General features: G+C 72.3%; 11 protein-coding genes. 9 read left to right on the forward strand and 2 right to left on the reverse strand.

Features of this window, described 5'->3' with window-relative positions; translation table 11 throughout:
* The first annotated feature begins 24 nt into the window (after positions 1-24).
* From AC3CHW_RS17945 to AC3CHW_RS17980, 8 genes are all read left to right on the forward strand, one after another.
* A complete protein-coding gene (locus AC3CHW_RS17945) occupies positions 25-360 on the forward strand; it encodes a YbaB/EbfC family nucleoid-associated protein (RefSeq protein WP_176162665.1) in 336 nt (111 codons plus the stop codon).
* A gap of 441 nt (positions 361-801) precedes the next feature.
* The gene (gene recR / locus AC3CHW_RS17950) at positions 802-1,401 is read left to right on the forward strand and encodes a recombination mediator RecR (protein ID WP_176162664.1); all 600 of its coding nucleotides are present in this window, start codon (positions 802-804) and stop codon (positions 1,399-1,401) included.
* Entirely contained in the window at positions 1,394-2,062 is a 669-nt protein-coding gene (locus AC3CHW_RS17955) for a DUF5063 domain-containing protein (RefSeq protein WP_176162663.1), read from the forward strand. Before recR ends, AC3CHW_RS17955 begins: the two co-directional genes overlap by 8 nt.
* 621 nt (positions 2,063-2,683) lie before the next feature.
* The gene (locus AC3CHW_RS17960) at positions 2,684-3,955 is read left to right on the forward strand and encodes an aspartate kinase (RefSeq protein ID WP_176162662.1); all 1,272 of its coding nucleotides are present in this window, start codon (positions 2,684-2,686) and stop codon (positions 3,953-3,955) included.
* Positions 3,956-4,023: 68 nt separating this feature from the next.
* Complete coding sequence (locus AC3CHW_RS17965; protein WP_488471096.1) at positions 4,024-5,112, forward strand: aspartate-semialdehyde dehydrogenase; 1,089 nt, start codon at positions 4,024-4,026, stop codon at positions 5,110-5,112.
* A gap of 1,260 nt (positions 5,113-6,372) precedes the next feature.
* On the forward strand, positions 6,373-6,948 hold the full coding sequence (locus AC3CHW_RS17970) for a SigE family RNA polymerase sigma factor (protein WP_222624680.1): 576 nt from the start codon (positions 6,373-6,375) through the stop codon (positions 6,946-6,948).
* Positions 6,945-8,570: a hypothetical protein gene (locus tag AC3CHW_RS17975; RefSeq protein WP_488467119.1), complete on the forward strand. Its 1,626-nt coding sequence runs from the start codon at positions 6,945-6,947 to the stop codon at positions 8,568-8,570. Before AC3CHW_RS17970 ends, AC3CHW_RS17975 begins: the two co-directional genes overlap by 4 nt.
* 266 nt (positions 8,571-8,836) lie before the next feature.
* Entirely contained in the window at positions 8,837-9,796 is a 960-nt protein-coding gene (locus AC3CHW_RS17980; protein ID WP_488467120.1) for an SURF1 family protein, read from the forward strand.
* A 258-nt stretch (positions 9,797-10,054) separates the two neighbouring features.
* Here the strand turns inward: AC3CHW_RS17980 and AC3CHW_RS17985 are convergent, their stop codons facing one another.
* On the reverse strand, positions 10,055-12,193 hold the full coding sequence (locus AC3CHW_RS17985; protein ID WP_488467121.1) for a S9 family peptidase: 2,139 nt from the start codon (positions 12,191-12,193) through the stop codon (positions 10,055-10,057).
* 70 nt (positions 12,194-12,263) lie between these two features.
* Here AC3CHW_RS17985 and AC3CHW_RS17990 point away from each other — a divergent pair, with 70 nt between their 5' ends.
* Entirely contained in the window at positions 12,264-13,109 is an 846-nt protein-coding gene (locus AC3CHW_RS17990; protein ID WP_488467122.1) for a class I SAM-dependent methyltransferase, read from the forward strand.
* 132 nt (positions 13,110-13,241) lie between these two features.
* Here AC3CHW_RS17990 and AC3CHW_RS17995 read toward each other — a convergent pair whose 3' ends face one another.
* On the reverse strand, positions 13,242-14,483 hold the full coding sequence (locus tag AC3CHW_RS17995) for a beta-ketoacyl-[acyl-carrier-protein] synthase family protein (protein ID WP_488471097.1): 1,242 nt from the start codon (positions 14,481-14,483) through the stop codon (positions 13,242-13,244).
* Positions 14,484-14,692: the final 209 nt, after the last annotated feature.

Here is a 14,692-nt window from a genome sequence, read left to right on the forward strand (position 1 = left end):
TCGTCTACAGCCAGGAGCGAGCCCGTGATTCCCGGTGGCGGCCAGCCCAACATGCAGCAGTTGCTGCAGCAGGCGCAGAAGATGCAGCAGGACCTCGCGGCGGCTCAGGAGGAGCTGGCGCGGACGCCGGTCGAGGGTTCGGCGGGCGGTGGTCTCGTCAAGGCCACGGTGACCGGGGGCGGCGAGCTCCAGGGCCTGGTCATTGACCCGAAGGCGGTGGACCCTGAAGACACGGAGACCCTCGCGGACCTCGTCGTCGCCGCGGTCCGGGACGCCAACCAGTCCGCGCAGGAGCTCCAGCAGCAGAAGCTCGGGCCGCTCGCTCAAGGGCTCGGCGGGATGCCCGGGCTCCCCTTCTAACGCGTTCCCCGCGCCCGTACTCCTCGATCCGCCAGCCGAACCCCGGCGATCCGGCCAGGGCGCTCGACGCGGGCCCGTCGCGGCCCCGGCCGCGGGCCCTGGGCGGCGGCCGGATCGGCGCTCCCCGCGCCCCGGCCCCGAGGGAGCGGAGCGGCCCGTGCGGCCCCCCGCCCCGACGGCCCCGACCCACGGCTCCTCTTCAACTCGATACATCTCGCGACAGGACGTCCGACACGTCGTTCGACGCGTCGTGCGGTACGTCTTCCGTCGAGCGAGGCCGGCCCCGGCCCCGCTCCCGAACCGCTCCCGCACCGCGTCCGGACCGCTCCGGTCCGGTAACGGCCCCGGCCGGCCGTGCTCCGTACAGGACGCGTACAGGCCGCCGACACACCAGCCACATCAGCCACTGACAGAGATACACACAGAAGGAGGAGGCGTTCCGTGTACGAAGGCGTGGTCCAGGACCTCATCGACGAGTTGGGCAGGCTTCCCGGCGTCGGTCCCAAGAGCGCGCAGCGGATCGCTTTCCACATCCTGCAGGCTGAGCCGACCGACGTACGTCGCCTGGCGCACGCCCTGACCGAGGTCAAGGCGAAGGTGCGGTTCTGCGCGGTGTGCGGCAACGTCGCCGAGGCCGAGCAGTGCCGTGTCTGTCTCGATCCGCGCCGCGATGTCGCGGTCATCTGCGTCGTGGAAGAGCCGAAGGACGTCGTCGCGATCGAGCGGACGCGTGAGTTCCGCGGCCGGTACCACGTGCTCGGCGGGGCGATCAGCCCCATCGAGGGCGTCGGCCCGGACGACCTACGGATACGGGAACTGCTGACCAGGCTCGCGGACGGCGCCGTCACCGAGCTGATTCTGGCCACCGATCCCAACCTCGAAGGGGAGGCCACCGCCACGTACCTCGCGCGCATGGTGAAACCCATGGGCCTGAGGGTCACGCGGCTGGCGAGCGGCCTGCCCGTCGGGGGAGACCTGGAGTACGCCGACGAGGTCACGCTGGGACGTGCCTTCGAAGGGAGAAGACTTCTCGATGTCTGACGCAACGCTGCACGACAGCCACCACGACCCGGCCGACTTCGCGGTACAGATCTCCGACCAGATCGAGAGCTTCATCGTCGCGGTCACGGAGGTCGCCAAGGGGGACGAACCGGACAGCGCGGTTCCCTTCCTGCTCCTGGAGATCTCGCAGTTGCTCCTCGCGGGCGGGCGGCTCGGCGCCCACGAGGACTTCGTACCGGACGAGCGCTACGAGCCCGACGTCGGCCCCGAGCCGGACGTGGACGACCTGCGCGAACGGTTCGCCACGCTGCTCGACCCGATCGACGTGTACTCCGAGGTCTTCGACCCGTACGTGCCGCGCTCGCAGCCGGTCGCCTGTCGCATCTCCGACGACCTCGCCGACATCATCACCGACCTGCGGCACGGCATGGCGCACTACCGCGACGGCCGCGTCAGCGAGGCGCTGTGGTGGTGGCAGTTCTCCTATCTGTCGAACTGGGGCACCACCGCGTCCGCCGCGTTGCGTGCCCTTCAGTCGCTCGTCGCGCACGTCCGCCTGGACAGCCCGCTCGACGAACTCGACGGCCTGGACACGGACAGCAACGCCGACGGCGACGACGAGCTGGCCGAGGAAGCGGGACGGGTGATGGCCGCGGAGATCGCCGCCCCGCTCGGCCTGCCGTCCTCCGCGCACGGGTAGGCGCACCCGTAAGTACGTCTGTGAGTACGTTCGTGGGCGCGCGGGTGGGCGTGCCCGTAAGTACGTTCGTGGGCGCACCCGTAGGGGGACGTTCGTAGGCGTCCCCGTAGGCACGTCCGCGGGGGCGCCTGTGGCAGGCCCGCTGGCCGGGGCCGGATCGTCGGCCGGCGGGCCATCGCCCGTCAGCCGGCCCGGCCGCCATCGGCCCCGGTCGCAGGGTCGGCCCCCGCGCGCAACGCCGGCCTCGGGCGCGCCCTCGGCCCCCGGGCGCCGGCTGGTCGGTGGTGGTCGTGCCGCGTGGCTGGTTCACCTGCCGTACGTCCGCATTTCGGTGCGGGACCGGCGGCGCGACACCCGGATGGGTGGTATTTCGGCCGCCTGGGTGTGGGCGCCGCATTGTGACCTGAATTACGTTCCTGTGTGCCCTCGCGTGAAGCGGGCAGGGTTGCTCGCTGAGCGGGTGAGCGTGGGTGCGTCCTGCCTGATCATGAAGTGAGTTATGTGTCTCGCTATGTGATATTGGGAGGGCTTATCCGACTTGCTCGTTAGACTGAGCCGACCGCAGTTCCCCCTGGTGGGGGTCTGGGGGATGACCCCAGAAGAGACAAGCGAGGAGCGCACGTGGGCCTTGTCGTGCAGAAGTACGGCGGCTCCTCCGTTGCGGATGCCGAGGGCATCAAGCGCGTCGCCAAGCGAATCGTGGAAGCCAAGAAGAACGGCCACCAGGTGGTCGTCGTGGTTTCCGCGATGGGCGACACTACGGACGAGTTGATCGACCTCGCTCAGCAGGTTTCGCCGATTCCTGCCGGGCGTGAGTTCGACATGTTGCTGACCGCTGGAGAGCGCATCTCCATGGCGTTGCTGGCGATGGCGATCAAAAACCTCGGCCACGAAGCGCTGTCCTTCACGGGCAGCCAGGCAGGTGTCATTACCGACTCGGTCCACAACAAAGCGCGCATCATCGACGTCACGCCCGGTCGCATCCGGGACGCGCTCGATCAGGGCGCCGTGGCGATCGTGGCCGGATTCCAGGGTGTCTCCCAGGTCAAGAAGGACATCACCACGCTCGGCCGCGGTGGCTCGGACACGACCGCCGTCGCGCTCGCGGCGGCGCTCGACGCCGAGGTGTGCGAGATCTACACCGACGTGGACGGCGTCTTCACCGCCGACCCGCGCGTGGTGAAGAAGGCGCGCAAGATAGTCGATATCGCGTTCGAAGACATGCTCGAACTCGCGGCCAGCGGCTCCAAGGTGCTGCACCTGCGCTGTGTCGAGTACGCCCGTCGCTACAACATCCCCATCCACGTTCGGTCGTCGTTCTCCGGCCACGTGGGCACCTGGGTGCGGAACAAGCCCGAAGGAGAAGAAGGCATGGAGCAGGCGATCATCTCCGGGGTGGCCCACGACACGTCGGAGGCCAAGATCACGGTCGTCGGCGTGCCGGACAAGCCCGGCGAGGCCGCTGCCATCTTCCGTACGATCTCGGACGCCCAGCTCAACATCGACATGGTGGTGCAGAACGTCTCCGCCGCGTCCACCGGGCTGACCGACATCTCCTTCACGCTGCCGAAGACCGACGGCCACAAGGCCATGGAGGCGCTCACCAAGGCGCAGCCCGAGATCGGCTTCGACTCGCTGCGCTACGACGACCAGATCGCCAAGATCTCGCTGGTCGGCGCGGGCATGCGGACCAACCCCGGGGTGACGGCGACCTTCTTCGAGGCGCTGTCGAACGCCGGCGTGAACATCGAGCTGATCTCCACCTCCGAGATCCGCATCTCGGTCGTGACCCGGCAGGACGAGGTCAAGGACGCGGTGCGCGCGGTGCACAGCGCGTTCGGCCTCGACAGTGAGAGCGACGAAGCCGTCGTGTACGGCGGCACCGGGCGATGACCGGTGCCGGCGGCGGACGTGGTGAGAGCGGTGTGAACGTGGTGAGTGGTGTGGGAGGCGTGACGAGCGTGAGTGGCGACAGCGGTGCCGCGGGCCGTGCGGGCAAGCCGACGCTGGCCGTGGTCGGCGCGACCGGCGCCGTCGGCACGGTCATGCTCGGCATCCTTTCGGAGCGGGCGGACATCTGGGGCGAGATCCGACTGATCGCCTCACCGCGCTCGGCGGGCCGCAAGCTCACCGTGCGCGGCGAGGAGGTCGAGGTCGTCGCGCTGAGCGAGGAGGCGTTCGAGGGCGTCGACGTCGCGATGTTCGACGTACCGGACGAGGTCTCCGCGCAGTGGGCGCCGATCGCCGCGGCCAAGGGCGCGGTGGCGGTCGACAACTCCGGCGCCTTCCGTATGGACCCGGACGTTCCGCTCGTCGTCCCCGAGGTCAACGCGCACGCCGCGCGCGTACGCCCGCGCGGCATCATCTCGAACCCCAACTGCACCACCCTGTCGATGATCGTCGCGATGGGGGCGCTGCACGCCGAGTTCGGGCTGAGCGAGCTGATCGTCTCCTCGTACCAGGCCGTTTCCGGCGCGGGCAAGGAGGGCGTGGACATCCTCCGCGCGCAGCTCGCCAAGGTCGCCGGTACGGAACTGGGCACGCAGCCCGGCGACGTACGCCGCGCGGTCGGCGACACCGGCCCCTTCCCCGGGCCGATGGCGCTGAACGTGGTGCCCTTCGCCGGCTCGCTCAAGGAAGACGGCTGGACCTCGGAGGAGCTGAAGGTCCGCAACGAGTCCCGCAAGATCCTCGGACTGCCCGAGCTGCGCGTCACCGCGACCTGCGTCCGGGTGCCCGTGATCACGACCCACTCGCTGACCGTGCACGCGCGGTTCGAGAACGAGGTCACGGTGCCGGCCGCGCACGAGATCCTGGCCAGCGCGCCGGGCGTGGTGCTGTGCGACAACCCGGCCGAGGGCGAGTTCCCGACCCCCGCCGACGTCGTGGGCACCGACCCCACCTGGGTGGGCCGCGTGCGCCGCTCGATGGACGACCCGAAGGCGCTCGAACTGTTCGTCTGCGGCGACAACCTGCGCAAGGGCGCGGCGCTGAACACGGCCCAGATCGCCGAGGTCGTGGCCGCGGAACTGACCGACAGCCGAAACTGATCTCCTGCTGACGCTGATCTCTCGCTGGAACTGATCGACTGCTGAAGCTGATCGTCTGCTGAAACTGATCGTCTGGCGAAGTCGGCCGACGGTCTGAGGTGGCGGACGGTCGGAGTCGAGGTTCTGCCGACACCGAGTGGCAGCCGAAACCGGCCAATGGTCGGAACTGGCCGAGTCGGCACTGACCGACAGCCGGAACCGACCGAAGCCGACACCAGCCGAGCCGCCGCTGACCAGCTCTGCCCCTGACGAACAGTCACCGACGGGCAGCCGCCGACCGACGGCCGGTGGCCCACGGGCCATCGGCCACAAGCCCCCGCCAGCTCCTCCGCCTCGCGACGCACCACACCGCGAGGCGGACGCGCAGCGGGGGCCGTGGTCTTTGCGGTGCCATACGCCGCTACGCGTTGTCGAGCACGCCCTCGCCGTGGCCCCTCCGCCGCGCCCGGCCGGCGCGTCCGTCGCGGAGCGCGTACGCCGTGGGCCCGCCTGGCGCCGGCGAGTTCGGCGTACGTCCCTGGTAGGGGCCGTACGGCTGGTTCGGGGTGGCGAGGCCGGTCGCGGTGTGTGGGTGTTCGGCCGCGCGGTAGGGGAGGCCGGGTTCGTGCGGCGGATGGTGCGGCGGGTGGCGCGTGGTGCGTTGCAGCTGTGAACGAGGTTCGTGTGGGTTCGGGGCGGGCGGCGCGGTGCGCGTGAGCGGTTCTCCGCGTGGGTGATGTGGGAGGCGTGGGGTGTGTGGGATGTGGGGGGCTGTAGAGGCCCGGCCGGTGTGGGGGCGAGGGGAGGCGCGGGTGTGGTGCGGGCGGTGCCGGTGCTGTGGGTGTTGCTGCCGGGTGAGGGGTGTGTACAGGGGGTGAGGGCGACCCATGGGAGGGGCGACCTCAAGGGGTGGGGCGGTGCGGGGGCGTCCGCTGGCCTGCGGTACAACATGTGAAGATTTCGTGGCCGAATGACGGGGTCGCCTCGCTTGATCTGCGACATCATTTTGTTCGAGTATTCGCTCTCCGCTCGCCGCAACCGCGGATCGCGGGGGAGCGTCTTCGTCACCGCCCCTCACGGGCGCTGTTACAAATGGGGCATTGAGGGAGGGTCGTTGCGCATGGGGGTAACTGCGGCATTGCTCGGAACGGCGCCTCGCGCGTACAACCCTGACGGGGGGAAGCGTGTCCAACAGGCGTGGCAGAGGTACTTGGCATCGCAACAGCCCTGGGGGGCGGCAGCGCAGCAGTGCGCCCGCCGCGCCCGCGTACCTCTGGCGGTATGCCGGTGATCGCGCCGTGGCCAGCCGCTCGTCCCGTCCAAGTACCTTCACAGCGCGGGGACATTGACGAGGCGATGGCAGCGGGCACCACAGTCGATCACCTCACCGAGACCTATCGCGCCCATTACCGGTCGCTGCTCGGTCTCGCCGCGCTGCTTTTGGACGATACGGCGTCGTGTGAGGACGTTGTCCAAGAGGCGTTCATACGCGTCCATTCCGCGCGCAATCGCGTACGCGAGCCGGAAAAGACGCTCGCCTATTTGCGCCAGACCGTCGTCAATCTTTCCCGCTCCGCATTGCGCCGCCGCATTCTCGGGCTGAAGCTGCTCTCGAAGCCCATGCCCGACATGGCGAGTGCCGAAGAGGGCGCGTACGAACTGCTGGAGCGCGACCAACTGATCCAGGCGATGCGTGGATTGCAGCGCCGGCAGCGCGAGGTGCTGGTGTTGCGCTATTTCGCCGACATGACCGAAGCGCAGGTCGCGGAAACCCTCGGAATATCGCTGGGTTCGGTCAAGGCGTACGGATCGCGCGGTATCGCGGCGCTTCGCGTCGCCATGGAGGCCCCGGCATGAACCACGAGCACGCGAGGCCGGGTGGGTCCGACCGGCAGGATCGTCATGGCCGTTACGAGACCCACGAGGCGCCCGTCGCCGCTGAGAACTCTTCCGACGAACCGGGCGGTACGGCGGGTTCGGCCGCGGGTCCCGATGCCGAGGAGCGCACCGCCGGCGGGCCCGAAGGAGCCTCCGCCGACGACGCCCCCGAACCACCCACCCCGGCCGACACCCCGCGCGACGCCGCGCAGGCCAGCGACCAGCCCGAGGCCGGCCCCACCGGAGCCGACCGGCCCGCGTCGGAAGAGCCCGAGCCCGCTGGGCTAGGGGCGCGTCGACCCGAGCCCGAGCAGCGACCTACAGCCGAGTTGCCGGTGGAGGGGCAGTCGGTGGCGGGGCGGCCCGCACCCGTAGAGGAGCAGGCCGGCGACGCACGCTTCGAGGCCGAGCGATCTGAACGGTTCGAGGCCGAGCGGGCCGAGAGCGCGGGCGGCACGGGCGGCGGCGGTGGCGCGGCGAGCGCGGACCGGTCCGCCGATGTGTCGGCCGAGCCCGAGACCGCTGGGGAAGAGTTCGGCGGCGGGTTGGCGGGGCTCGGCGGAGAGTTGGACGAACAGGCCCTGCGCCGCATGCTCCAGGGCGCCGTGGAGAACCTGGAGCCGACCCCGGAGGCGCTCGATCACCTGCGCCGCGCCGTACCGGCCCGTCGTACGCGCCGCCGCCAGGCACTAGTCGGCGCAGCCGCTGCCATCGTGCTCGGCGGGGCGGCGATCCCCGCCTTCGTGCACGTGACCGCCATCGGCGACGACTCGCACGGCCGCCCGGCCAACGCCGCGAGCAGCGAGCGCACCCCCGAAGCGGTAACCGGTGGTCACCACGGCGAGGGCGGTCCGAAGGACGAGCAGTCGAAGCAGCCGTCCGAGAAGGACAAGGAAAAAGCGAAAGAAGACAAGAAGGAAAAGAAGAAGGACAAGCCCACTCCACGGCCCACCCACTCCGTCGCCCCGCCCCCGCTCAACCCGTCGAGCACCCTGGCCGCTACCTCGCCGACCTGCGCCAGGGACCAACTCGGCGACGGCGGGAGCAGCGCGAGCGCGGCCGACGCGGAGGGTCAGGTGTACGGCTCGTTCCGCGTCGTCAACACCTCGGGCGACCCCTGCACCGTCGAGGGCAGCGGCGTCGTCGGCGCGATGGCCCAGGGCGCGGCCGACCCGTCCAGCGTCCAGGTCGTCGACCACACGGTGGGCGACCCGGCCACCCAGTTGCCCCCGCCCTCGGCCGCCACCGAGGAACTCATCCTCCAGCCCGGCCAGGCGTACGAGGTGCGGTACGCCTGGATTCCCACCCCGGGCGGCGGCACCTCGGGGTGCGCCGACACCAGTACGCCGAGCCCCACGCCGACGACCGGGGAGCCCCAGAAGACCCCGGCGGAGGGCGCGCCGGCCTCCGAGGCACCCGGCGACACCGCGGGCCCTGGCAGCGGCACCGGTGGCGGCGGTGGCGGCGAGGAGCCCGCCACCCCGTCGAGCGTGGTCATCAGCCACACACCGGACGCGGGTGACCCGGTGGTGGCCAGCGCCACCGTCCCCGAGGCGTGCGCCGGCACCGTCTACCACACCGGAGCCCTGCCCAGCCCGTAGGGCGAGCGGCGACGCTGGCCTGTTGGCGGGCCGTGGTGAGCCTTGTGCGTCGGCGGCTGTGGTCTGGGTCTGGGTCTGGGTCTGTGTCGGCTGGCGGGGGAGGGCGACTCCTGGCCCGTCTGTTTCTCTCTCCCCCGAGGGGCCCTCCCCCCCCCGCCCCCGCCCCACCCCCCGCCCCCTCCCCACCCCGCCTCCCGCCCCCTCCGAGCCCCGGTGGCCGAGGCCCCTCCTGCTTCCTCCGCGGTGCCAGCCCGTACCGTGGTGGTGTGTATCGGTTTCTGCTGACGCCCCGGTGGTGGGGGATCAACGTCTTCGCCGCGCTGAGCATCCCGCTGTGCCTGTTCATGGGTAGCTGGCAGCTCGGCCGCTTCGAGTCGCGGGTGGACTCACACCAGGAGCAGCAGGACCACGCCGCCGAGGCGGAGTCGGCTGCCGTCGCCCCCCTCGCCGAACTGCTGCCCGTGACCACGGAGACCTCGGGCCGGCAGGCCAGGGCGGTCGGACGGTACGACGCCGCGCGGCAGTTGCTCGTCCCGGACCGTTCGCTGGACGACCGCGAGGGCTTCTACGTCCTCACGCTGCTGCGCATCGACGGCGACCGTGCCCTGCCCGTCGTACGAGGCTGGCTGCCCGGCGACGCGGACTCCCCGGCGGACCGGGCCAAGGTTCCCGCCGTACCGGCCGGCGAGGTCACCGTGGTCGGCGCGCTCCAGGCGTCGGAACACAGCACCAGCAACGGCGTCCAGACTCGCGGCGGCCTGCCGAGGGGGCAGCTCGGCATGATCAGCGCGGCGACGCTGGTCAACCTCGTGCCGTACGACGTGCACAACGCGTGGGTCACCGTCACGAAGGCCGCCGCCCCGCTGGAGCCCGTGCCGCCGGCCGCGGCCGAGGGCACTGGGCTCGACCTGAAGGCGTTCCAGAACCTGGGCTACACCGGTGAGTGGTTCGTCTTCGCTGGCTTCGTCATCTTCATGTGGTTCCGGCTCTTCCGCCGCGAGGTGGAACACGCCCGCGACGTGGCCTTGGGTATCGTCCCTCCTTCCGATGATTCCGGTCCCGGCCCCTCCGACGGGCCGGACAGCCCCGACGACCCCGGTCCCGCCCCCGACGCCGCCTCGCCCGACCCGGCCCCGGAGGCGTCAGCCCCGGAGCGGCGACCCGACCAGAACCGCGCGCCGGAGTTGGCGCCCGCCCCCGAGGCGGCCGGGGCGACCCGCGGCTGACGGGTCGCCCAGCCCCGACACGCGGGGCCGCCCTCGCGCCGCGCACCGTGGCCCGCCCCCGGCGGGCGCACCGGTTCCGCGCGGGTACCGCTGACCCACGGCGCACCGCCGGCCCGCAGCACACCGCTCGCCAGCCCCTCTACGCCCCGCCAGCCCCTCGCCCCGTCCGCGCGCCGCTCGCCCATCAGGCGATAGGCCGGGCCGGCGGTATGGCCCGCCGTCCCGCGCCCAACCGTCCCGTAAGGAGCCAGCCCGGCGCTACGAGCCGGCGACAGTGGCCGGGTCTGAGGCGGCGCTGCCCGCGGCCCCGCCCGTGGACCCGTCCGAGGTGCTGGCCGGGCTGACGGTGTCAGCCGTGGAGTTCGACTGGCCGCCGCGCCCCAGGTGCCGTTCCGCGAACGCTATCTCCATCCGCACCTGCTTGATCCGTTCCTCCACGACGAGGGAGCCGTGCCCGGCGTCGTACCGGTACACCTCGTGCACCGCGCCGCGCTGCTCGAGCCGGGTGACGTAGTTCTCGACCTGGCGGATCGGGCAGCGCGGATCGTTCACGCCGGCCGAGATGTAGACCGGCGCCCGGACCTGGTCGACGTAGGTGAGCGGGGACGAGGCCGCGAACCGCTCGGGCACCTCCTCCGGGGTCCCGCCGAGGAGCGTGCGGTCCATCGCCTTCAGCGCCTCCATCTCGTCGTGGTACGCCGTGACGTAGTCGGCCACCGGCACCGCGGCCAGGCCCACGGCCCACACGTCGGGCTGGGTGCCGAGGCCGAGCAGCGTCAGATAGCCGCCCCACGAGCCGCCGCTGAGCACCAGCCGCTCCGGGTCGGCCAGCCCGGAGGAGACGGCCCACGCGCGCACCGCGTCGATGTCCTCCAGCTCGATCAGCCCGACGCGGTGCTTGAGCGCGTCGGTCCAGGCCCGCCCGTAACCCGTCGAGCCCCGGTAGTTCACCCGCACCACCGCGTAGCCGTGGTCCACCCAGGCGGCCGGGCCGGCCGCGAACGCGTCGCTGTCGTGCCAGGTCGGCCCGCCGTGGATGTCGAAGACGGTGGGGAACGGTCCCTCGCCCGCCGGGCGTTGCACCAGCGCGTGCACCGGGCCGGCCGGGCCCTCCACCCACGCGTCCTCCACTGGCACCGAGTCCGGGGCGCGGCTGAGCCCGCCCGGCAGCGGCGGGGGCTCCAGCACGACGCGGCCGGTCGTCGAGCGGACCTGCGGGGGGTGCTGGGCGGACGACCACAGGAACTCCACTGAGCCGTCGGGCCTGGCCGTCGCGCCCGAGATGGTGCCCTTGGGCGTCTCCACCCGTGACAGCTCGCCGGACGCCAGGTCGTACCGCCACAGCTCGCTGCGCGCCTGGTAGCTGTGGTCGACGAGCAGGGCGGTGCCGTCCGGATACCACTCGGCGCCCACGTCACCGGGCAGGTCGATGGTGAGCGCGCGCTCCTCGCCGGTGAGCGGGTTCCAGATCATCGGCTCCCACCGGCCGCTCCGCTGGTGGCCCACGAGCAGCCGCGGGTCGCCCGACACCGGCGCGAAGCCCAGCACGGCGAGCCCCAGCTCCTCGGCGCCGCCCTTGGTGTCGTCCAGCTCGGCGACGGTGGTGCCGTCCAGGCGCACCACCCGGATCGCCGAGTGCATCGCGTCGCCGTGCTCGGTGTGCTCGATGGCGATCAGGGTCGAGTCGTGCGAGAGGTCGCCGACGCCCGCCGACTGGCGGTGCCGGTAGATCTCCACGGGGACCGGAGCCTGGCCCTCGCCCGGCTCGACGTCGGTCGCGCCCGCCGCCCCGGACCGGGCCGCCAGGGCGGCGGTGCCGGTGCCGGCGCTGGCACCGGTGTCGCTCGCCGCGCGAGCACCCCGTACGACGTGGATGACCGAGCCGTCCTCGTCCGTGGAACGGCCGATGACCGCCGTGCCGTCCAGGCCGAGCGCGAGCCCCGCGGGGTAGGAGGCCGCGAGGCCCGGCACGGCCGGCTCGTCGGGCCCGCCCGTGAACGGCTGCCGCTGCCATATCCCGAACTCGTCCCCGTCGGTGTCGGAGAACCACCAGATCGACTGGCCGTCGGGGGACAGCACGCCGTCCGTCGTGCCGTTCGGCCGGTCGGTCACCTGGCGCTGCTCGCCCGTGGTGCGGTCCCAGGCGTACAGCTCGTACGTCCCCGTGGCGTTCGAGACGAACAGCGACCGCTCGGGCGCGCCCTCCGCCCAGTCCGGCAGCCCCACGCGCGCCGCGCGAAACCGCTTCTCCCAGTCCGGCCACTCCGCGCCCACGGCGCCGGCCGCACCCGCTGCCGGGCCACCGGCACCCTCCCGGTCGCCGCGCTCCGCGCTCCCGCCCGTGCTCCCGTCCGCCTGGCCGGCCCCGCCCCGCACCGCTTCGCTGCTCTCAGTCATGACCCCATTCTGCGCCGACCGACCCACAACTCGCTGGCGAGCCCTTCTGCCTGTGGATAACCTCCCGGGCATGGCACATCTCCCTGCCCCCGATGACTGGCGAGAAGCGAACCGCGCCATGTGGGACGAGCGGGTTCCCATCCACCTGACCAGCGACTTCTACGACCTCGACGCCTTCCGCGCGGGCAGGGACCCGCTGTGCGACTTCCAGGCCGACGAACTCGGCGACGTCACCGGCAAGAGCGTCCTGCACCTCCAGTGCCACATAGGTCTCGACACCCTCTCCCTCGCCCGCCGTGGCGCGTCCCACGTCGTCGGCCTCGACTTCTCCGCGCCGGCCGTGGAAGCCGCCCGCGACCTCGCCGCCGAGCTGGGCTACGGCCCCGACCGCGCGTGTTTCGTCGCGGCCGACGTCTACGACGCGGTGGAGGCCGTGCCGGACAGCGCGTACGACATCGTCTACACCGGCATCGGCGCGCTGTGCTGGCTGCCCGACATCGTGCGCTGGGCGGAGACGGTCGCGGCCCTCGTCGCGCCGGGCGGTTTCCTCTACCTCTCCGAGTTCCACCCGTTGGTGGACGCGCTCGACGAGGCGACCGCCAGCCGCATCGCGTACGACTACTTCAACCGCGAGCCGTGGATCGACGAGACCCCCGGTACGTACGCCGACATCACCGCCCCGACCAGCTGCAACCGTCGAGTGGAATGGCAGCATCCGCTGGGCTCGGTGATCAGTGCCCTGGCCGCCGCGGGGCTGCGCATCGAGTTCCTGCACGAGCACGACATGACGCTCTTCCAACGCTTCGGCTCGCTCCAGCCCGAGGCCGGCACCCCGTACTACCGGCTGCCCCCCGACCAACCACGCGTCCCCCTGATGTACTCGCTGCGCGCCTCCAAGCCCCCGGCGCACCACTGATCCGCCCGCGGGCGGCGCTCCGTAGCCGCCCCGCGCCGTCCGCCCCCGTGCGCCATCCGCCCGCGTGCGCCGGCGCCGCCGCGCCCCCGTGCTGCCCGGGGCCCAAGGCCGAGGCCCGGCACACCCGGCCCGTCACTCGGTCGTGAAGACCAGCACCGCGTTGTGGCCGCCGAAGCCGAACGAGCAGGTGATCGCGGCGGACATGGCGGCGCGGCGCGGTGCGCCGGCGACCACGTCCAGCTTGTGGTCCCCGTCCTGGTGGCCGAAGTTGGCGATCGGCGGGATCACCTGGTGCTCAAGGCTGAGGACCGTGTACGCCGCCTCAAGCGCCCCGGCGGCGCCGAGGGCGTGCCCGACGACGCTCTTGGGCGCCGTCACCGGCGGCGGGTGCCGGCCGAACACCCGGCTCAACGCGGCTGCCTCGGCGGCGTCGTTGAGGCGTGTCGAGGTGCCGTGCGCGTTCACGTGCCCGATCTCGTGCGGCGCGCACTCCGCGTCCCGCAGGGCGATCCGGATCGCACGTGCCGCGCCGCTGCCGTCCGGGAGCGGCGCGATGGGGTGGTGGGCGTCGCTGGTAGCGCCGTAACCGCGCAGGAGCGCGCGCACCCGGGCTCCGCGCGCCCGCGCGCCGGCGTACCGCTCCATGACCAGTACCGCCGCGCCCTCACCCAGTACGAACCCGTCGCGGTCGGCGTCGAAGGGACGGCTGGCCAGCTCCGGTTCGGCGGTCCGGCGGGACAGCGCCCGCAGCCGCGCGAAGCACGTGGCGCTCATCCGACAGCAGGCCGACTCGCTCCCGCCGGCGAGCACGACGTCGCACGCGCCCCCGCGCAACAGGTCCCGGGCCACCCCGATGGCGGTCGCGCCCGACGCGCAGGCACTGGCGGTGGTGAAGCCAGGCCCGCACGCTCCCAGGTCCATCGCCACCTCCCCGGCGGCCATGTTCGGCACGCTGCGCGGCAGGGCCAGCGGCGACACACGGTCCGGCCGATCGTCGTTCAGCTCGCGGAACTCGGCGGTGTACGTGTGCAGGCTGTTGGACCCGACACCGAGCACCACGCCGACCCGCTCGCCGTCCCACGCGCCGGGGTCGAGCCCCGCGTCGGCCACCGCCCGCCGCGCCGCGGCCACCGCGAACTGGCTGAACCGGTCGGTACGCCGCGCCCACCGCGCGCCCAACTCCGCCGCGGCGTCGAACCCGGGCACCCGACAGGAGAAGTCGACCGGCAACCCCGCGAGTTCCGCGTCGTACGCGGCGACCGAACGCCCCCGACACAACCCGGCCCAGTTCGCCTCGGGCGTCAACCCGACGGGCGAGAGCACCCCGAGCCCCGTCACGGCGATGTCGGCGGTCCGCGCCGTGGCGACACCCATCGTTCTCCTCACGGACCGCTCCCTCGGCGTTGGCGCGCACACCGCCCGGAGCGGGGAGACGAAGCGCGGCCACATCCTCAACGCGTAGGACTGTGCCAGATCAGGCACCCGGTGCGGCCGTGCCGACGTGCGCCATCTGGGGGAGAACGATGTTCGACGCCACACGGCTACGGCGCCCCGCCCCACCCCACCCGACAGAGGCGGCGCAC

Source organism: Streptomyces sp. MGP-BFMKR1 (assembly GCF_057766585.1).